The sequence below is a fragment of the Pseudomonas sp. NIBRBAC000502773 genome (assembly GCF_006517195.1).
GTDB lineage: Bacteria > Pseudomonadota > Gammaproteobacteria > Pseudomonadales > Pseudomonadaceae > Aquipseudomonas > Aquipseudomonas marginalis.
Genome location: NZ_CP041189.1, coordinates 1,162,560 through 1,182,541 on the forward strand (window position 1 = coordinate 1,162,560; position 19,982 = coordinate 1,182,541).

Here is a 19,982-nt window from a genome sequence, read left to right on the forward strand (position 1 = left end):
ACGGATATGTACTCATTCCAACCCCAGCAGATGGTCGGCCCAGAGGCCGCCATCGGGGGCAAGCCCCCTCCCACATGTTGACTGTGTTCGACTCAGGTTCTGATGGCTGCCTCGACCCGCGCGATGTAGCCGTCAAACCGCGCCACCAGGTCCACCTGCTCGGGAAACCGCAGCCACTGGATCTGCAGGCCATCCATCATGGCCAGGATTTCTTCCACCAGCCCGGCGATGTCCACATCGCTGCGCACCTCCCCCGCCGCCACCAGGTCGGCAAACTGCCCCTGCATGCGCTGGTGAATCGCCGCATAGCGCGCCTGGAACCAGGCCCAGGCCGGATGGGTGTCCAGCAGGCTTTCGGCATTCAAGATAGTAAACGCGCGCACCACGCCCGGTGCCGTGGCATTCGAACGATTGATCGCACGCAGGCTGCCGAGCAAGCCATTGAGGGTTTTCTCCGCACGTACCTCATCGGCAATCCGTTGATTGACCTCATCGCGACGCTGCAACACCCCCATCAACAGCGAGATCTTGCTGGGAAAATGATGCAGCAGCCCGGCCACCGAAATACCCACGATCGCCGCCACCTGGGCCATCGAGGCGCCGCTGTAGCCTTCCAGGGAGAACACCTGCAGGGCCGCGTCCAGCAGCTCTTCGCGGCGTTTTTCACCTTTGGGGGCGCGGCGGGTCTTGGGGGCGGGTTCGGTCATGGGCAGGTCCTAGTGGGCGATAAAAAAGCTCAGGCGCTTTCCCGTTCGATCAAGCGGCAATCCAACAGGTTCAAACGCTGTACGGCATGCGGCAACACGCCGAGGCTTTCCAGCACGCGGGTTGCCGCCAGTACGCCGATCTCCAGGGCCGGCGGTTTGATCGTACTCAGGCTGGGCAACAGCATTTCGGCAAACGGGTAGTCACCGAACCCAAGCACCGCGCACTTTAACCCGGAACGCTGCCCCGCCAGCAAACCACCGGCTGCGAGGTTGTCATTGGCGAAGAAGATCGCGTCAGGTGGGGTGGCGTGGTTCATCAGGGCTTGCATCGCCTGCTTGCCGGCTTCGAACGGCGCGCTGTCAGCGTCCGGGACGAAGACCCGGGGCTGTACACCCAGTTCGATCAGGGTCGCGGCAAACCCATCACCCCGCTCCAGCGCGCTGAAGTCGCCCGTGGCGCTGTTCTGCACGAAGGCCATGCGCCGATAGCCCTTGCCATGCAGGTAGCGCGCGGCCGTGACGCCGACGTCGTAGTGGGAAAAACCGATCTGCACCGGCGCGCGTTCGGGCACGTAGTCCCAGGTTTCCACCACCGGGATATCGGTGTCGGCGATCATCTTTTCGGTGCCTGCACTGTGGAAGCGGCTGGTCAACACCAGCGCCGCCGGCGACCAGCCGAGGAACGCGCGCACCGCGCTTTCTTCCTGCTCGGCGCTGAAGTAACTGGACGCCAGCAACAGCTGATACCCATGGCGACTGAGGGTGTCGCTGAAGCCCTGGATCGTGTTGGCGAAGATCGGCCCCGAGATGTTCGGGATCACCATCGCCACGATCCGCCCCCGCGCCGATGCCAGCCCGCCGGCTACCAGGTTGGGCACATAACCCAGCTCAGCCACCACCTCGGCGATGCGCTCGCGGCGCTCGGGCGAGACCTGCTCCGGCTGGTTGAAGTAGCGCGACACGGTGATCGCCGACACCCCGGCCTGGCGGGCCACGGTGTTCAAGGTGACGCGCCCGGCGCCACGGCGTTTACGCGGTTTGTCTTCGCTCACGGGACCATCCTGCTAACAACCAAAAAGAATATAGGAATAATTTTTAAGTCTTTGACGCTCTAAACCCGAGCTACCAATAATGCCGATGTTAGCGCTAACAAAGCGCGCTGTCTGCTACTCGCTCAAGCGAATGCCCAAGGCAGTTTCCACAGGCGCTGACGGTCGTAAGAACCGCAGCGGTTCAGGGCATTTTTTCGAGCGAACACACCATGCACAGGCACACGCACTTATTCCTTCTCGCCGGTTTGACCGCCCTCCCCGTGCCCGGCGCCTTTGCCGCCGACGAGCAGGAACCCACGCTCAAAGCGGTGACGGTCACCGCCACCCGGCGTGAAGAATCCCTGCAAAAAGTCCCGGTGGCGGTCTCGGTGCTGGACGGCGAACAACTGGAGCGCGACAACCGCAACGGCGTGGCCAGCATCGCCCAGCAAGTGCCGTCGCTGAACTTCCGCACCGGCGCCTCGAACAAGGACACCTCGCTGTTCGTGCGCGGCGTGGGCACCATTTCCACCTCCCCTGGGGTGGAGCCGACAGTGGCCACGGTGATCGACGGCGTGGTCTATGCGCGCCCCGGCCAGGCCACCCTCGACCTGCTGGACCTGGAACGCATCGAAGTGCTGCGCGGCCCGCAAGGCACCTTGTTCGGCAAGAACGCCTCGGCCGGCGTGCTCAACATCACCAGCAAGGCGCCCAGCGCCGAGACCCACGGCTATATCGACCAGGCGTACTACAGCGGCAACGAAAGCCGCACCCGTTTCGGCATCGGCGGCAGCCTGGTGCCGGAGGTGCTCAAAGGCTCGATCAGCACGTTGTTCGGCAGCTACGACGGCAACGTCGATAACCAGCACAACGGCCAGGAGGTCAACGGCTACAACCACAAGGGCATCCGCGGCAAGCTGGAATTCACCCCCAACGATGACGTGAAACTGACCCTGATCGCCGACTACATGCAGTCCCACGACGACGCGCCGAATGGCGTGGTCAGCAAGTCCCTGAGCCCGGCCTTCAGCAATGCCTTGAGCCCGGTGCGCGCCTCCGGCGACAACCGCGACATCAACACCGATACGCGCAGCCATGTCGAGGACACCAATAAAGGCTTGTCCGCTCAGTTGGACTGGAACCTCGGCGACTACACCCTGACCTCGATCACCGCCTGGCGCGGCTGGGACAACACCCAGTACCAGGACGGCGACCGCCTCGGCACGGTGACTGGCGCCTTCCCCGGCACCGCCGACAAGGGCGAGCTGGCTTTCGACCAATACTCCCAGGAACTGCGCCTGGCCTCGCCCAAGGGTGAGTTCCTGGAATACGTCGGCGGCCTGTTCTACATGCACGGCAAGGACGAGGAAACCTATCAGCGTACGCTGACCACCACCACGCGCACCGACCGTGGCATCGCCGACTACAGCACCACCAGCGACAGCTACGCGGTGTTCGGCGAGACCACGCTGAACTTCACCTCGCGCTTTCGTGGCATCGCCGGCCTGCGCTACACCCACGATGAGCTGAAATACGATCACCGCCGCGTCTCCACCTCGGCCACCACGGTCAGCGGGATTCAACCGGCCACCTCCAGCTCCGGCTCGATGGACGAAGACGGCTGGTCAGGCCGCCTCGGGGTGCAGTACGACCTCAGCGACAGTGTCACCAGCTACCTCACCTACTCGCGCGGCTACAAGGGCCCGGCCTACAACGTGTTCTTCAATATGCAGCCGCGCGACACCGACGCGCTCAAGCCGGAAACCTCCAACACCTGGGAAGCCGGGATCAAGGCCACCGCCTGGAACAACCGCCTGACCACCAACCTGGCGGTATTCCACAGCGACTACGACAACTACCAGGCGAACTTTTTCGACACCGTCGCCGGCCAGGTCGTGACCCGCCTGATCAACGCCGGCAGCGTCAGCACCGAAGGCGTCGAGCTGGATTACGCCCTGCAGGCCACCCAGCAACTCAAGCTCTCCGGCGCCCTGGCCTACACCCGTGCGCGCATCGATGAGTTCGCCTGCCCGGCCGGTGCAGCGGCGACGTGCAACGTGAATGGCAAGCCACTGCCCTTCAGCCCCGACTGGAAAAGCTACGTGCGCGCCGACTACACGATCCCGCTGGATAACGGTCTGGACATCGAACTGGGCACCGACTACAGCTGGCAGAGCGAAGTGCAGTACGACATCAGCCAGAACGTCGACACCAAGCAAGGCGCCTACGGCATCTGGAACGCCAGCGTGGCCCTGGCCGACTACAGCAACGGCTGGCGCGTGGCGTTGCTGGCCAAGAACCTCGCCGACAAGTCCTACTCACCGCTGCTGGCCAGTGGCGGCAACTACATCTACCGCGCCGTACCCCGTGACGATGAGCGTTACTTCGGCGTGCAACTGCGCAAGGATTTCTAGCATGAGCCGTCAACTGAAACTCGGCGCCTTTCTCATGGCCACCGGGCACCATGTCGCCGCCTGGCGCCACCCGGACGTCCCGGCGGATGCCGGGCTGGATTTCGCCCAATACAAACACCTGGCGCGGGTGGCCGAAGCGGCGAAGTTCGATGCGCTGTTCGTGGCCGACAGCATCGCCGCCGCCACCGGTGAGATCGCCAGCCATATGGCGCGCTCGGACCATTTCGAGCCGCTCACCCTGCTCTCGGCGCTGAGTGCGGTGACCGATAACATCGGCCTGATCGCCACGGCGACCACCAGCTACAACGAGCCCTACCATGTGGCGCGCAAGTTCGCTTCGCTGGATCACCTGTCCGGCGGGCGTGCGGGCTGGAACCTGGTGACCTCGGACAACGCCGCCGAAGCGCAGAATTTTGGCCGCGACGAACACCTCGGCCATGGCGAACGCTATAGCCGCGCCAGGGAGTTTCATCAGGTGGTGACCGGGCTATGGGACAGCTGGGAAGACGATGCCTTTGTGCGCGACAAGGCCAGCGGCAACTATTACGATCCGACGAAGCTGCATGTGCTGGACCACGTGGGCGAACACTTCCGGGTCAAGGGCCCGCTGAATGTGGCGCGCTCGCCCCAGGGCCAACCGGTGATCGTGCAGGCCGGCTCGTCCGAAGCCGGCCGTGAGCTGGCCGCGCAGACCGCCGAGGTGGTGTTTACCGCACAGACCTCGCTGGCCAATGCCCAGGCGTTTTATGCAGACCTCAAGGGCCGCTTGAGCCGGTACGGGCGCGGGCCGGATTCGCTGAAAATCATGCCCGGCGTGTTTGTGGTGGTCGGGGCGACCGAGGCCCAGGCCCAGGCCAAATTCGAGGCGTTCCAGGATCTCGTCAAACCTGAGGTGGGCGTCGCGTTGCTGGGGCGCATGCTGGGCAATTTCGACCTGTCCGGCTACCCGCTGAACGGGCCGTTGCCGGCGCTGCCGTTGACCGACAGCGGGCAACGCAGTCGCCAGCAACTGCTGAGCGACTTGGCCAACCGTGAGCAACTGACCCTCGCACAATTGGGTCGGCGAATTGCCGGGGGACGCGGGCATTACAGCCTGATCGGCACGCCTGCGCAGATTGCCGATGAGCTGCAGAACTGGTTCGAAAACGGCGCGGCCGATGGTTTCAATATCCTGGTGCCGCACTTGCCGGGTGGGTTGGAAGATTTCGCGCAAGGGGTGGTGCCCGAGCTGCAGCGGCGCGGCCTGTTTCGCACTGAATACAGCGGTTCCACCTTGCGCGAAAACCTCGGCCTGGCGCGCCCGGCCCATCGTTTTACAGAGGGTAAAGCATGAAGTTTCCAGCACTGATCCTGGCCCTGCTGGCGGTGACGCAAACCGCCCTGGCCGCCGACCCCGCCACCTTGCGCATCGGCTACCAAAAAGGCTCCATCGCCCTGGTCCTCGCCAAGCAACATGAACTGCTGGAAAAGCGTTTCCCGAAGACGGAGGTGAAGTGGATCGAATTCCCCGCCGGCCCGCAGATGCTTGAAGCGCTGAACGTGGGGGCACTGGATGTGGGTTCCACCGGCGACATCCCGCCGCTGTTCGCCCAAGCCGCCGGGGCCGACCTGGTCTACATCGGCGCCGAACCACCCAAGCCCAGCGCCGAGACGATCCTGGTGCGCAATGACAGCCCGCTGCATTCGGTCGCGGACCTCAAGGGCAAGAAAGTGGCGTTCCAGAAGGGCTCCAGCTCCCACAACCTGATCCTGCGCGCGCTGAACAACGCCGGCCTGAGCTACAAGGACATCCAACCGGTGTACCTGCCCCCGGCCGATGCGCGAGCGGCGTTCGAACAAGGCAGCGTCGATGCCTGGGCGATCTGGGAGCCCTACTCGTCACTCGCCTTGAGCCAGAGCCCCAGCCATGTGCTGGCCAATGGCGAAGGCTTGGGTTTGTCGGGTCCGGTGTACAGCGCCCGGCGCGAGTATGCGCGGGACAATGGGCCCTTTATCCATGACCTGCTCGACGAGCTCACCGCCGCCGAAGCCCTTACCCGCAGCCAGCGCGAAGACAGTTTGAAAGTACTGACCGAGTTCATGGGCCTGCCCGCCGAGGTGGTTGCGCGCTATATGGACAACCGCCCGCCTTCGCCGATTTTGCCGATTGATGACAAGATTATTGAGGCGCAGCAGGCGACGGCGGATCTGTTTTTCCAGAATCGGTTGTTGCCCAAGGCCATTGAGGTGAAGAAGGCCGTGTGGAGTTCCGAAGCCAACTGAGATCCAAATATGGGACGGGACTTGCCCCCGATATCGGTGTGTCAGTCAAGGATGCTCCAACTGAACCGCCGCAATCGGGGGCAAGCCCCCTCCCACATTTTTAATCCGCGTCTAGAAGTCGACGGTGGCAGACAGCAGATAGGTGCGCGGGGTCGACAGGGTCAGCCCCGGCTCGCTGTCATCCGACGCGCCGGCCGAACTCCAGTAGCGCTTGTCGGCGACGTTTTCCACATTCGCCCGCAGGGTGATGTGCTTGTCATCGACCTTGAACGCATAGCGGGCGCCGACGTCGATGCGGTTCCAGGCGTCGATTTCCTTGACGTTGGACTGGTCCAGGTATTGGGAACTGGAGTGGATGCCACGGCTGGTCAGGGTCAGGCCTTCGAGGGTCGGGACATCCCACTCGGCACCGAGGTTGACGTTGTACTTGGGGGTGGCCGGCGCGCGGTTGCCGTCCCAGGCGCCATTGGTGGTGTCCTTCAATTTGCTGTCGATGTACATCACGCCGCCGAGCAGGCGCACGCCCTTGAGGGGTTCGCCGAACACGCTCAGCTCCGCACCGGTGTTCTGGCGTTTGCCATTGGGACCGAACAGCCGCGACGTGGCGTTGGTCTCGTAGGCCGGTTGCTTGATGCGGAACACCGCGGCGGTGACGGCGAAGGCGCCGGCGTCATACTTGGCGCCGACTTCCACCTGGCGGCTGATAAACGGCGGGAAGATCTGGTCTTCGTTGCGCGACGTGGACGGGGCGATCTTGCCCTGGCTCAACCCTTCCATGTAGTTGGCGTACAGCGACAGCTTGTCGGTGGCTTTGAACAGCAGGCCGCCCGAAGGCGAGATCTTTTCTTCGTCGTAGTTGGTGTCGCCTTTGATGCCGTCGCTCCAGTCATCCACGATCACGCGCTGCCAGCGCGCACCGAGGGTGAGCAACAGGCGGTCATCGAAGAAACCCAGGGTGTCGGACAACGCCACGCCACTGAACTTGTTCTCGGTATAAACCTTCGCATCCTGGCGCGTGGCCACCGACGGCGTCGGGGTTTGCACGGGGTTATAGAGATTGCTCGATGCGTTGGCATAACGCGCACCGCCGTTGGTGAAGTCCATATAGAAGTAACTGGCGGCCAGGTTGACCTCATGGCTCACCGGCCCGGTGTGGAACCAGTTACGCACACCGGCCGTGGCGGTGCGGACGTTTTCATCGCGGGTGAAGTCCCGTGGCTGCACGGTGAAATCACCGGCCGCATTGGTCACCGAAACAGCATGGCGCAGGAACTCATGGTTACTTTTACGCGCGCCGACACCGCCGTAGAGCATCACCGAATCGCTGAGGTCATATTCGGCATTCAGCGTACCGAAGGTGTCCTTGGTGCGCGCCTTGCTCCAGGACTGCGCATAGTTGCGGCGCACATCGTTGGCGCTGGGCACCGGCGCGGCAGCCGCGACTTGCACACGCTCCTGCGGCGCATCGGTATCGCGCTCGGTGCGGCCGATATCGGTGGAAAGGCGCAGGCGCTCGCCACGAAAATCCAGGCCCAGCACGGCCATCTCACGGTCGACGCTCTGATGGTCCCATTCGGTATCGCCGGACTGCTTCACGCCGTTGAAGCGCAGGCCGAATTTGTTGTCTTCACCGAAACGCCGGCCCACGTCCACCGCACCGCCGGCCTGACTGTCGGAGGCCCAGGTGCCGGTGAACGAGGTGATGTCCTTGTCGGTGGCGCGCTTGGGCACCACGTTGATCCCGCCGCCCACGCTGCCGCGCGGCGAGATGCCGTTGATCAACTGGGTGGGGCCTTTGAAGATGTCGACGCGGTCGGCCATCTCCATGTCGATGGTGTAGGTCGGCAGCACGCCGTAAAGGCCGTTGTACGACACATCACTGTTGAACAGGCTGAAGCCGCGAATGGTGAACTGCTCATACCGCCCGCCGGCCGGGTTGGTGGCGCGTACCGACGGGTCGCTGGCGATCAGGTCGCCGAGGGTGCGCGCCTGCTGGTTTTTCACCGCGTCCTGGGTGTAGGTGGTCATGCTGAACGGGGTTTCCATGAAGTCCCGGGTGCCCAGCAGGCCTTGCGAGCCACGCCGCGCCACCTGGCCACCGGCGTAGGTGTCGCCGTCGTACAGGCCGGTGGTACCGAGAATCGACGTGGGCGCCAGCTCCAGGCTGCCGCCCTCCGGCACCGGCACCAGCATGTAGGCCTGCTCCCCCATGGGCTGCAATTGCAGGCCGGAGCCTTGCAGCAAGCGGGCAAACCCTTCTTCCACGCCATATTCGCCGGATAAGCCGCTGCTGCTGCGCCCGCTGACCAGCGCCGGGTCCACCGACAGGTTGACCCCCGACAGCCCGGCAAAACGGGTCAACGCCGCACTCAGGCTGCCGGCCGGCACCTGGTAGCTGCGGCGCGCGGCGCTGTCTTCGGCATAGCTGACGGGGACGAACAAGGGGCTGGCGCTGAGGCTCAGCATCAGGCTCAGTTTGAGCAACGGGCGCAAGCGCAAGGGGTGGACTGCGGGCATTGGAAGAAGCTCTCGATTTTGTTCACTTGCCTGGAATGACAGGCGAGGTGAAAAAAGGGGACAGGCTTCGACCAACTTTTTTCAAAATGACAGGGCAATGGCGGCGCCATGCCCTGCCCTGGTTACCATACCGCGATATGGGAATCCGCACGCGGTTCGGTGCCGCCGCACAGCACGCCGCTGACCGGGTCGCGCAGGATGATCTGCCCACGGCCGTAGTCGGTGAGGTCGCTGGCGATCTGCACATGGTGACCACGCCGGGCCAGGGCATTGGCCAGGTCGCGGGAGGCACCCTGCTCGATGCCGACCTTCATGTCGCCCAGCCATTGCCAGCGCGGCGCATCCAGTGCGGCCTGGGGGTTGAGGCCGAAGTCCACCAGGTTCATCACCATCTGTACGTGACCCTGGGGCTGCATATAGCCGCCCATCACGCCGAACGGGCCCAGGGCCTGGCCGTCCTTGGTGAGGAAGCCGGGGATGATGGTGTGGAAGGTCTTCTTGCCTGCTGCCAGGCAGTTGGCGTGGGTCGGGTCGAGGCTGAATTCCTGCCCACGGTTCTGCAGCGCAATGCCGCTGTCGGGCAACACCACGCCGGAGCCGAAGCCGTGGTAGTTGCTCTGGATGAACGAGACCATATTGCCTTCGGCGTCCGCCGTGGCCAGGTACACCGTGCCGCTGGCGTGCGGGTCACCGGGCTTGGGCGCCTGTGCCTGCTCGCCGATCTGGCTGCGACGACGGGCGCTGTAGTCGTCGCTGAGCAGGTCGGCCACGGCCACGCGCATGTGCAGCGGGTCGGTGATGTAGTGCAGGCCGTCGCTGTAGGCGAGCTTCATGGCCTCGAGCTGGCGGTGCCAGGTCTGTTGGCTGTCGCGGTGATCGAAGGTGAAGCCTTCGAGGATATTCAGCGCCATCAGCGCCACCAGGCCCTGGCCGCTCGGCGGAATTTCCCAGACGTCGACACCGCGATAATTGATGTGGATCGGGTCCACCCACTGTGCGCGGTAGTCCTTGAGATCGCTGGCGCGCAGGTATCCCCCGGTGGCCCGTGAGTGGGCGTCCAGGCGTGCGGCCAGGGCACCGCGATACAGGCTTTCGCAACGGCTGGCGGCCAGTTCTTCCAGGGTGCGCGCCTGGGCCGGATTGCGGAAGATTTCGCCCGCTTGGGGTGCGCGCCCATCGATGAGGAACGTGTCGAACCAGGCTTGCAGCACTTCATCGCGGTGCGGGCTGAACTCGTTCAAGGAGATCTGCCATTGATGGGCAACCACCGGTGACAGTGGGAAACCCTCGCGGGCCAGGCGGATGGCCGGTTGCAGCAACTCGGCAAACGCCAGCTTGCCGAAGCGTTGCGACAGCTCCGCCCAGGCCGATGGGCAGCCGGGCACGGTCACCGGGGTCCAGCCGTACAGCGGCATCCGGTCGTGCCCGGCAGCCTTGACCGCCTCGACACTCAAGGCGCCCGGGGCGTGGCCGTTGCCATTCAGGCCATGCAACTGGCCCTTGCACCACACCAGGGCAAACGCATCGCCGCCCAGGCCGCAGCCGGTGGGCTCCACCACCGTGAGCGCGGCCGCCGTGGCGATGGCCGCGTCGATGGCGTTGCCGCCCTTTTGCATGATCTCGATACCGGCCTGGGCGGCCAGGGGCTGGGACGCGGCGACCATGCCACGGCGGGCAAATACGCTCTGGCGCTGCGACGGATAGGGGTACTCGTGGGCAGAAAATTTCAACATGGCAAAGGCTCTTCAAAAAAGTTATAACACACGGCTGAGAAACGCCCGGGTACGGGGATGGCTGGGGTGGCTGAAGATCTGTTCCGGCGGCCCTTGTTCGATGAGTTCGCCCTGGTCGAGAACCACCACGCGGTCTGCCACTTCCCGGGCAAAGCCCATTTCATGGGTGACCACCACCATGGTCATGCCCTCCTCGGCCAGCTCTTTCATCACCTGCAGCACTTCGCCGACGGTTTCCGGGTCGAGGGCGCTGGTGGGTTCGTCGAACAGCATGGCCTGGGGTTTCATCGCCAGGGCGCGGGCGATGGCGACCCGTTGCTGCTGGCCGCCGGAGAGCATCGACGGGTAATGGCTGGCCTTGTCCGCCAGGCCGACCCGCGCCAACAGGCCACGGGCCTGTTCCAGTGCTTCGGCACGTGGCGTGCCGAGGACCTGGATCGGCGCTTCAATGATGTTTTCCAGCGCCGTCATATGGGGGAACAGGTTGAAGCGCTGGAACACCATGCCAATGTCGCGACGCTGGCGGGCGATGTTGCGCTCCGAATCGCGCACCAGGCTGCCGTCGCTGCGCTCGCGATAGCCCATGGCGCGGCCGTTGACGCGGATGCGCCCGCCCTGGATGTCTTCCAGCAGGTTGATGCAGCGGATAAAGGTGGTCTTGCCCGAGCCCGAGGCGCCGATCAGCACCACCACTTCGCCGCGCCGTACTTGCAGCGAGATACCCTTGAGGATCTGCAACTCGCCGAACGACTTCTGAATATCCAGTGCCTCAATGATCAGCTCTTCACTTTGGTGCGCCATGGTTATCGTCCCCTCAGCAGTTTCAGGGTGCTGCGCCCGAACATGCGGCTGGCTGCCGGTGGTGGCGCGGAAGGCCGGTCGGACTGGCTGAAACGGGCTTCGAGCCAGCGCTGGAAAAAGCCCCAGAGGGTAGTCAGCGTCAGGAAGTACAAGGCAACCACCAGGTACAGCTCGAACACCCGGAAGGTGGCCGAGGTGATCATCTGGGTGCTGAGCAGCAGCTCCTGCACACCGATCACGCTGACCAGGGTGGTGTTCTTGAGCATCACGTTGAACTCATTGCCCAGCGGCGGCACGATCACCCGGAACGCCTGGGGCAGCACGATGCGCCGCATCAACTTGGCGAAGCCCATGCCCAGGGAGCGCCCGGCTTCATATTGGCCCTTGTCCACCGCGCCGATGCCGGCACGGATGATCTCGGCCATATAGGCACCTTCGTTGAGGCCCAGGGCAATGATCGCCGCCTGGATATTGCCGGGGACGATCAGGCCGAACAATTCGATATCTTCGAAGCGGAAAATCCCGCCCGCCGCCAGCGCCGTGTACAGAAACACGATCTGTACCAGCAAGGGCGTGCCGCGCATCAGCCACACGTAAAAACGCACCGGCAGATGCAACAGCGGGTTCTTCGACAAGCGCAACAACGCCGCCGCCAGCCCCAGCGCGCAGCCCAGCAGCATCGCCAGTACGCTGATCAGGCAGGTCAGCCACAGCCCCGTGAGGTAAACCCCACTGGGCTGCAGCAGGTACTGCCAGAACACATCCCAATTGAAATTCATTGTTGTAGAACCTCAGTCGAGTGTGTCGCTGCTGACATGCCATTTGTTCAGCAACTGCACATAGCTGCCATCGCTGCGCATATCGCTGATCACCTGCTGCACGGCGGCGGTCAGTTGCGGGTCGTCCTTGCGTATGCCCAGGCCGGTGAGGATGCGGCTGAACGCCGGCACGCCTTCCTGGAACAGGTCCGGGGCCATCGCCGCGTAGTAGCCGGCGGTTTCCACGGTGGTGCCGTAGGCGTCGACCTGGCTGATGCGCAGGGCCTGGAACGCGTCGGTGTCGGTGTTGTAGACCACCAGTTTCATCGGGGGCTTGCCGGCCTTGGCCAGGCTTTCATTGTGGGCATCAAGCAGGGTCTTGATGGTTGAGCCGTTGAGCACCGCGACCTTGTGCGCGGACAGGTCATCCAGCGCCTTGATACCCTTGGGGTTGCCCTTGGGCACCACCACCGACTGGCTGGAATACATGTAGTTGACGATGTCGATCACCTGGCGCCGCTCGGGTTTGTCGAACAACTGGTCGACGATCATGTCGCACTGCTGGGCGAGCAACGCCGGCACCAGGCCAGAGAACGGGATCACCCGCCATTGCACTTGCTTGTCGCCCAGGCGCTTGGCGATTTCCAGGCCCAGGTCGACGGTGAGCCCGCGGGGTTTCTGGGCTTCGTCGAAGGACACCAGGGGCGGGGAATCCATCCCCGAGCAATAGACAAGTTTGTCGACTTTTTGCAGACGATCCGGCACTTGAGGCGCAGCAAAGGCCCCTTGTGCACAGAGACCGAAGGAGACAGCCACCAGCAAGGCGCGGCATTTATGCATGACCAGACACTCCAGTTCGTTGAATAACGGGGCAGGACTAAAGTCAAAACACAGCGGGTGTTTCTTATTGTTCGGTTTGCAGGAACTGGATCAGTGCCGGCACGGTGCCTTCGATGTGTTCGCGCACCACGGCTTCGGCGCGGGCGGCGTCACCGGCACGGATCGCATCGAGGATCACCGCGTGTTCCTGGCGGGCGCTGAGGGGTTTTTCACCGTGCTGCAGCCACAAGCGCATAGGCGCCTCGACCAGCGAGTACAACGCCGAAATCTGCTTCATCAGGCGCGGGCGACCGCTGAGGCTGCACAGGTATTCATGGAACGCGCGATGGCGGCTGACCCAGGCGGCGCTCTCATCGCGGTAGTCGTCCATCGCGTCGAGCATGCGCTCCAGGGCCGCGAGTTGACGCTCACCGATACGGCCGACGGCCACGCGCACCGCCAGGCCTTCGAGGGCGCTGCGCATCTCAAACACTTCGTGCAACTCATCGATATCCAGACCGCTGACGATCGCGCCACGGTTGGGCCGCAAGGTCACCAGGCCCTGGGCATCAAGGCGGCGAAAGGCTTCGCGCACCGGCATGCGGCTCATGCCGATCTCGCTGGCGATGTCTTCGGCGATCAGCCGGTCGCCCTTGCGGTAGCGACCACTGCAAATGGCATCGAGCAGAAAGTTGTAGGCCTCCTCCTCGGCAGTGAGGGGCTGGCGGTCAACGTAAGCGGGAGCGAATTGCATCGGCAGCACCTTTTGAATTTTTGTATCCAATTATCCACGAATACAAAAAAAGCAGAATGCGTGCCAACGGCCTGGGCCAGGAGCCAAGTGATTGATTCAGATCGGATAGAAGGGAAAAAGCTGGCGCTGGCGTTGAAAAGTCGCGTGGGAATTTGCTACCCAATGGCGCAGAAGATGCCCCATTGGTGGGCGGAAGTAACAAGCAGGACGTGGGTGAGATGCTTTTGCTTGAGGCGAATCCAGCCCACCGCTGGCGTTATGGCTCGACCGAATAGATGACGGTTTGCGCGCTGTTTTCGCCGACCGCGTGGCGGGTGAAATAGGTGTCGCCTTCGTCGGTGAGGATCTCGTAGTCGGCCTTGCGGGCCGGACTGGCGTGCTTGATGATTTTCAGCACGCGCTGGAACTTCACGCTTTGCGTGCCGTTCTGGTTAGGCCCGGTGAGCACATTGACGCTCTGAAACCAGCCGGCATGCCGCTGGTTGCTCACCAACGCGTGGCTCATCGCCTCGAAACGTTCCAACCGCGTGAAGCCCCACAGGGTCTGTTCTTCGACGGTGGCGCCCGGCGTAGCGGCGCCGGTGAACACAAACAGATTGATCGCCGGGCTGTCTTCGCAAAAGAAGTCGTAAGGGACCAGGCCGTCGACCATTTTCCTGCCGGGCACGAAGCCCTTTTTATGCACCTGAAACATCGCCACCTCCACTCAATCAATGGCGACAAGTCTAATGAGGCGCGACGTACAGGGCGGTCAAGCCAGTGTAATGTCGTGTAAAGATCGCGCGCTGTGCAGGGTGATCTCCACTGTCAGCCCGCTGCCCGGCTCATTGCGCGCGAGGATGTGGCCGCCGTGCATCTGGACGGCCCTCGCAGCAATGGCCAGCCCCAGGCCAAACCCCACGCTGGCATCGCCCACACCACGTTCGAACGGCTGGAAAATGCTGCGCAGCCGGTCATTGTCGACGCCCGGCCCCTGGTCGGTGATCTGTACCGTGAGGCGGGTCGCGTCAGGGTTGACCTGCGCCGACACGCACACGGTGGTGTCCGGCCGGGTGTAGCGCACGGCATTGCGGATCACGTTCTCGAAGCAGCGGTACAACAACTCACCGCTGACGCAGGCGATAAACGGCGGGCACGCCTGCAGGTGCACGCGACAGCCTTTGATGCCGGCTTCGAACTGCGCATCTTCAACGATCATCGCCAGCAATTCGACAATATCCACGGGCTCGCGCTCGATACTTTCCGGACGGCCTTGCAGGCGGGCCAGGGTCAGCAACGCTTCGATCAGGGTGTCCATGCGCTCGGATTCGCGCTCGATACGTTCGAGCATTTCCAGGCGGGCGGCGTCCTGGCGCAACAGGCCGATGGCCGCCTGCATGCGCGTCAGCGGGGAGCGCAGTTCATGGGAGATGTCGTGCAGCAGCTGTTGCTGGGCCTCCACCAGCACCTTCAACTGGTTGGCCATGCGGTCGCAGTCTTCCGCCAGGTCGACGATCTCGTCGCGACGCTTGCCCATGGCCGGCTTGACCCGGGTTTCGAAGCGTCCGTGGGCCGCGTCGCTCATGGCGCGCTTCAGGTAAGCCAGGGGCCAGGCCAGGTAATAGGCCATGTAGCCGCTGAACAGCGCACTCATCAATGTGCCGATGATCAGCGGAATCTGGTGCCAGGGCCGGCCGGGCGGGTTACCGGGCGTGTGGGTGGACCTGATCGACAGCGCCAGGCCTTCCTTGCTGACGACCGCTCGCTCATAGGCCGGCTGCGTCACCGGCCCACCTATCAGCAATTGCCCGGCACTGTTGTAGACGCCGATGGCCTCATCCGCCGGGCGCTCCCACACCGCCAGGAGCTGGCCGCCCGCCTCGACACCGAACGTTTGCAACAGCTTGTCTTCGGCCGCCAGCATGGCTTCCACATGCGGGTCATTCGGCTGGAAACGGCCCAGTTCAAGCACGCCGACGCCCACCAGGAAGGTCAAGGTGGTCGCCAGCCAGAAGGCCAGGAACAGTTTCCAGAACAGCAGGCTGGGCCGGGTCATTCGGCAATCAACAAATAGCCGAGGCCACGTACGCTCTGGATCCAGGCCTTGGCGTCCGGGCGCGGCCCGAGTTTTTGCCGGATGCTGCTGATATGCACGTCGATGCGCCGGTCGTAGCGGGTCAGCGGGCAACCGAGGGCATTGAGTGACAGATCCTTTTTACTCACCACCTGGCCGGCACTGCGGGCCAGCTCTTCCAGCAGGCTGAACTCGGTACTGGTCACACCCAGCTCGAGGCCGTTCCACAGGGCCTGGCGCTTGCCGGGCCACAACACCAGCGCGCCGGTCGTGATCACTTCGGTGGTCGGCTGGCCCACCGGCTGCACCCTGCGCATGATGGCGCGCAGGCGCGCGACCAGTTCGCCGGGGGAGCTGGGCTTGGGTACGTAATCATCGGCGCCGAGTTCCAGGCCGGTGATGCGGTCGATGTTGTCGCCACGGGCGGTGAGCAGCACTACGGGTACCTGGCTGACGACGCGGATGCGCCGGAGCACCTCGATGCCCGAGCGCTGGGGCAGCATCACGTCCAGCACCACAATACTGTAGTGCCCCGACAGCGCCTCCACCTCGCCCTCCTCCCCCGTGTGCACGGCCGTGGCCTCAAAGCCTTCGCGCGCGAGGTATTGGCTCAGCATGTCAGTCAGTTCCTGGTCGTCGTCAACCAACAGTACGCGGATCATCTCGGGCTCGTCGGTGGGGGGTTGCGCATTATCGGCCCGGCATCGGCATCCCAGGCCAAACTTTACCTAACTTGACATTCGGTTAACCGCACCAAACGCCCCTCGCTCGTATGCTGGATGTTCACCAGTCCGGCCGCGCGGCGAGTTGTCCATGCGTGCCGGCGCTGCTTGTCGATGTGTTCTGGAAAAGATCTTGATGAATTTTTCGCGCCTGCTCTGCTCGGTTGCGCTGCTGCTCAATGCCTCACTGGCACTCGCCCAAGGCTTCAAAATCTCGGATATTCGAATCAACGGCCTGCAACGGGTCTCTGCGGGCAGCGTGTTCGGGGCATTACCCCTGAACGTCGGCGACGAAGCGGATGACCGGCGCCTGGTGGACTCGACCCGCGCGCTGTTCAAGACCGGTTACTTCCAGGACATCCAACTGAGCCGCGAAGGCGATGTGTTGATCATCAATGTAGTCGAGCGTCCTTCGGTTGCCAGTATCGAGTTCGAGGGCAACAAGGCGATTGCCACCGATGACCTGATGAAAGGCATGAAGCAATCGGGCCTTGCCGAGGGCGAAATTTTCCAACGCGCCACCCTGGAAGGGATACGCAACGAGTTGCAGCGCCAGTACGTTGCCCAGGGCCGGTACTCGGCGTCGGTCGACGCGCAGGTGGTGGCTCAGCCGCGTAACCGCGTGGGCTTGAAAATCAAGATCGACGAAGGTGAAGTGGCATCGATCCAGCACATCAACGTAGTGGGTAACACGGTGTTCCCCGACGATGCCCTGATCGACCAGTTCACCCTCAAAACCAGCAACTGGCTGTCGTTTTTCAAGAACGACGACAAATACGCACGGGAGAAGCTGTCGGGCGACCTTGAACGCTTGCGTTCCTATTACCTGGACCGTGGCTATATCAACATGGATATCACCTCGACCCAGGTCTCGATGACGCCGGACAAAAAGCACGTCTACATCACCGTGAACATCCAGGAAGGCCAGAAATATACGGTGCGGGAGGTGAAGCTCAGTGGTGAGCTGAAAGTCCCGCAGGACCAGGTCCAGTCCTTGCTGCTGGTGCAGAAGGGCCAGGTGTTCTCACGCAAACTGATGACCACCACCTCGGAGCTTATTACTCGCCGCCTGGGCAATGAAGGCTACACGTTCGCCAACGTCAACGGCGTGCCGCAGGCCCACGATGAAGACCACACGGTTGACGTCACGTTCTCCGTCGACCCCGGCAAGCGGGCCTACGTCAATCGCATCAATTTCCGCGGCAATACCAAGACCGACGACAAAGTGCTGCGTCGCGAGATGCGCCAGATGGAAGGTGGCTGGGCGTCAACCTACCTGATCGATCAGTCCAAGGTGCGCCTGGAGCGCCTGGGGTTCTTCAAGGAGGTGAACGTCGAGACGCCTGCGGTGGCGGGCATCGACGACCAGTTGGATGTGAACTACGCCGTGGAAGAACAGGCGTCCGGTTCGATTACCGCCAGCGTCGGCTTTGCCCAGAGTTCGGGGCTGATCCTCGGCGGCTCGATCACCCAGAACAACTTCCTCGGCACCGGCAACTACGCCAGCCTGGGGCTGACCCGCTCGTCCTACCAGAGCAAGTACAACATCGGTTTCACCGATCCCTACTTCACCACCGACGGGGTGAGCCTGGGTTACAACGCGTTCTACAGCAAGACCGACTACAACAAGTACTACGATGACGGGGTTTCCTATTACGCCATCAATAGTTTTGGCCTGGGCACCACACTCGGTTACCCGATCAATGAAACCTCGCGCTTGAACTTTGGCCTGACCGTACAACACGACAGCATCGAACCGGGCACCTACAGCGCCGACGAGATCTACGACTTTATCGAGCGCGAAGGCAAGGAATTCACTAACTTCAAGGCCAACCTTGGCTGGTCGGAATCGACCTTGAACAAAGGCGTGCTGGCGACTCGCGGGCATTCGCAAAACCTCAACCTGATGGTGACGGTGCCCGGCAGCGACCTGAGTTTCTACAAAATCGACTACACGGGGCAGACGTTCCTGCCTGTCAGCAACAACACATCACTGCGCTTTCACACCAAGCTCGGCTACGGCAGCGGCTACGGCTCCACGGACGGGCTGCCCTTCTATGAAACCTACACCGCCGGCGGCGAAGGCACGGTGCGCGGCTTTGAAAGCGGCACCCTCGGCCCGCGCAACACCCCGGCAACCGGTGCCTACGCCAGTGCCGGGCAGGCGTACTACTCGGACCGGGACACCGAGTCGCTGGGCGGCAATATCCTGATAACCGGCGGCGCGGAATACCTGTTCCCGGTGCCCTTCATCAAAGACAACAAATCCGTGCGCACCTCATTGTTCTGGGACGTGGGGACGGTGTATTCGGACAAGTGCTACCTCAGCACGACACAGGGCTGCGGCAGCGTGGACCTGGGCCAGATGGCCAGTTCGGTGGGAGTTGGGGTGACCTGGTACAGCCCGCTGGGGCCGCTGAGTGTGAATTTGGCGTATCCGATTCGCACGCCGGAGAACGCGGACAAGCAAGTGTTTCAGTTCTCCATGGGGCAGACGTTTTGATTGCGCGCCTAGGTATCCTTTTTTGTAAAGAAACGCCGTACCAGAGCACCTATGCGGTGATGTAGACAATTGGCACTCAGCGCACGTTGAGCCTGATGAAAACACTGCCCCGAGCCCCTCTAGAGCATGCATCAGCGTCAGGCCCTATCGTGCGAGCCGTTCCGAAACCTGAACGGTCAATCGCTGCGATCAGCTTGGTGCATCAGTCGCACGCCCGGGCAACATACCCGCGAGAACCCTGTCTTTGTCAATAAAGTGATGTTTCAGGGCCACGATCACATGCCCACCTACAAGTACTCCGCATAGCCAGGCGGTGTAGGTGTGAATCGACTTCGCCAGGTCGTACAGGCTTTGATCAGGCTCCACGAGTGCCGGCAGCAAGAACAAACCGGCGACCAGGATGGGTTTATCTGCGACCGAACTCCAATACCAGCCGGACATCGGCAGCCCCACCAAAGCGATGCAGTACAGCAACAGATGGCCAGCGAAAGCGCCACGCTTCATCAGCGGGCTCATTGTCGCGGGCATTGCGGGGGAAGGATGGGTAAGACGCCAGACAACGCGCAGGACGATAAGGAATAGAAGCACGCTGGCCATAGCCTTATGGAGAAAGGTGAGCTGGTGCTGAGGGTTGAATTCGTCACGCCAATGAACCGCCACGATCCCGAAAAGCCAGGCGACTATCCAGATCAACGCCATTCCCCAGTGCAACCACTTTGCGGTAGCTGTGTAGCTTTCTACGTTCGACATCAGCACATACCTCCCGTTAAGAAGCCACGATTATGGTCAACAGTCATTTTGGAAAAACCGCAAAAATCCGATGATTACCATCGAGTTTTTTGGTTTTCGGGGGCGAAAATGAAAGGGGGAATATGAGCGTGAGAAAAAGCGGTGGTATTTTTCAGGCA

At 62.7% G+C, this 19,982-nt stretch carries 16 protein-coding genes; 4 read left to right on the forward strand and 12 right to left on the reverse strand.

The annotated features are described in order from the left end of the window. Window positions 1–92: 92 nt before the first annotated feature. Window positions 93–707, reverse strand: a complete 615-nt coding sequence (locus NIBR502773_RS05195; RefSeq protein WP_115486958.1) for a TetR/AcrR family transcriptional regulator — start codon at window positions 705–707, stop codon at window positions 93–95. A 29-nt stretch (window positions 708–736) separates the two neighbouring features. Then, window positions 737–1,759, reverse strand: coding sequence for a LacI family DNA-binding transcriptional regulator (locus NIBR502773_RS05200; protein WP_115486957.1), 1,023 nt, complete (start codon window positions 1,757–1,759; stop codon window positions 737–739). 209 nt (window positions 1,760–1,968) lie between these two features. On the opposite strand from NIBR502773_RS05200, the gene NIBR502773_RS05205 reads away from it, so the two are divergent. The 3 genes from NIBR502773_RS05205 to NIBR502773_RS05215 are packed head-to-tail and all read left to right on the forward strand — an operon-like array spanning window position 1,969 to window position 6,414. Beyond that, entirely contained in the window at window positions 1,969–4,152 is a 2,184-nt protein-coding gene (locus NIBR502773_RS05205) for a TonB-dependent receptor (protein ID WP_141155559.1), read from the forward strand. A gap of 1 nt (window position 4,153) precedes the next feature. Next, window positions 4,154–5,485, forward strand: a complete 1,332-nt coding sequence (locus NIBR502773_RS05210) for an LLM class flavin-dependent oxidoreductase (RefSeq protein ID WP_141155560.1) — start codon at window positions 4,154–4,156, stop codon at window positions 5,483–5,485. Then, window positions 5,482–6,414: a sulfonate ABC transporter substrate-binding protein gene (locus NIBR502773_RS05215; RefSeq protein WP_141155561.1), complete on the forward strand. Its 933-nt coding sequence runs from the start codon at window positions 5,482–5,484 to the stop codon at window positions 6,412–6,414. The genes NIBR502773_RS05210 and NIBR502773_RS05215 overlap by 4 nt, the downstream gene beginning before the upstream one ends. Window positions 6,415–6,525: 111 nt before the next feature. Here NIBR502773_RS05215 and NIBR502773_RS05220 read toward each other — a convergent pair whose 3' ends face one another. The 9 genes from NIBR502773_RS05220 to NIBR502773_RS05260 form a co-directional block, all read right to left on the reverse strand. Continuing rightward, the gene (locus NIBR502773_RS05220; RefSeq protein WP_141155562.1) at window positions 6,526–8,931 is read right to left on the reverse strand and encodes a TonB-dependent receptor; all 2,406 of its coding nucleotides are present in this window, start codon (window positions 8,929–8,931) and stop codon (window positions 6,526–6,528) included. A 122-nt stretch (window positions 8,932–9,053) separates the two neighbouring features. Further along, window positions 9,054–10,664, reverse strand: a complete 1,611-nt coding sequence (locus NIBR502773_RS05225; protein ID WP_141155563.1) for a gamma-glutamyltransferase family protein — start codon at window positions 10,662–10,664, stop codon at window positions 9,054–9,056. A gap of 21 nt (window positions 10,665–10,685) precedes the next feature. Continuing rightward, on the reverse strand, window positions 10,686–11,465 hold the full coding sequence (locus NIBR502773_RS05230; protein ID WP_053129053.1) for an amino acid ABC transporter ATP-binding protein: 780 nt from the start codon (window positions 11,463–11,465) through the stop codon (window positions 10,686–10,688). Window positions 11,466–11,467: 2 nt separating this feature from the next. Further along, window positions 11,468–12,244 carry an amino acid ABC transporter permease gene (locus tag NIBR502773_RS05235; RefSeq protein ID WP_027607402.1) on the reverse strand — a complete coding sequence of 259 codons (777 nt, stop codon included), beginning with the start codon at window positions 12,242–12,244 and terminating at the stop codon, window positions 11,468–11,470. A 12-nt stretch (window positions 12,245–12,256) separates the two neighbouring features. Beyond that, window positions 12,257–13,063 carry an ABC transporter substrate-binding protein gene (locus NIBR502773_RS05240; protein WP_115486950.1) on the reverse strand — a complete coding sequence of 269 codons (807 nt, stop codon included), beginning with the start codon at window positions 13,061–13,063 and terminating at the stop codon, window positions 12,257–12,259. A gap of 64 nt (window positions 13,064–13,127) precedes the next feature. Then, window positions 13,128–13,796, reverse strand: coding sequence for a GntR family transcriptional regulator (locus NIBR502773_RS05245; protein WP_141155564.1), 669 nt, complete (start codon window positions 13,794–13,796; stop codon window positions 13,128–13,130). A 256-nt stretch (window positions 13,797–14,052) separates the two neighbouring features. Beyond that, the gene (locus NIBR502773_RS05250) at window positions 14,053–14,490 is read right to left on the reverse strand and encodes a hypothetical protein (protein WP_141155565.1); all 438 of its coding nucleotides are present in this window, start codon (window positions 14,488–14,490) and stop codon (window positions 14,053–14,055) included. 57 nt (window positions 14,491–14,547) lie between these two features. Further along, window positions 14,548–15,831, reverse strand: a complete 1,284-nt coding sequence (locus NIBR502773_RS05255; RefSeq protein WP_141155566.1) for an ATP-binding protein — start codon at window positions 15,829–15,831, stop codon at window positions 14,548–14,550. Beyond that, complete coding sequence (locus tag NIBR502773_RS05260) at window positions 15,828–16,511, reverse strand: response regulator transcription factor (protein ID WP_141155567.1); 684 nt, start codon at window positions 16,509–16,511, stop codon at window positions 15,828–15,830. Before NIBR502773_RS05260 ends, NIBR502773_RS05255 begins: the two co-directional genes overlap by 4 nt. Before the next feature lie 196 nt (window positions 16,512–16,707). Between NIBR502773_RS05260 and bamA the strand changes: the two genes are divergently transcribed. Next, on the forward strand, window positions 16,708–19,074 hold the full coding sequence (gene bamA, locus NIBR502773_RS05265) for an outer membrane protein assembly factor BamA (protein WP_065940330.1): 2,367 nt from the start codon (window positions 16,708–16,710) through the stop codon (window positions 19,072–19,074). A 189-nt stretch (window positions 19,075–19,263) separates the two neighbouring features. Here the strand turns inward: bamA and NIBR502773_RS05270 are convergent, their stop codons facing one another. After that, window positions 19,264–19,824: a cytochrome b gene (locus NIBR502773_RS05270; RefSeq protein WP_141155568.1), complete on the reverse strand. Its 561-nt coding sequence runs from the start codon at window positions 19,822–19,824 to the stop codon at window positions 19,264–19,266. Between the last annotated feature and the right edge of the window lie 158 nt (window positions 19,825–19,982).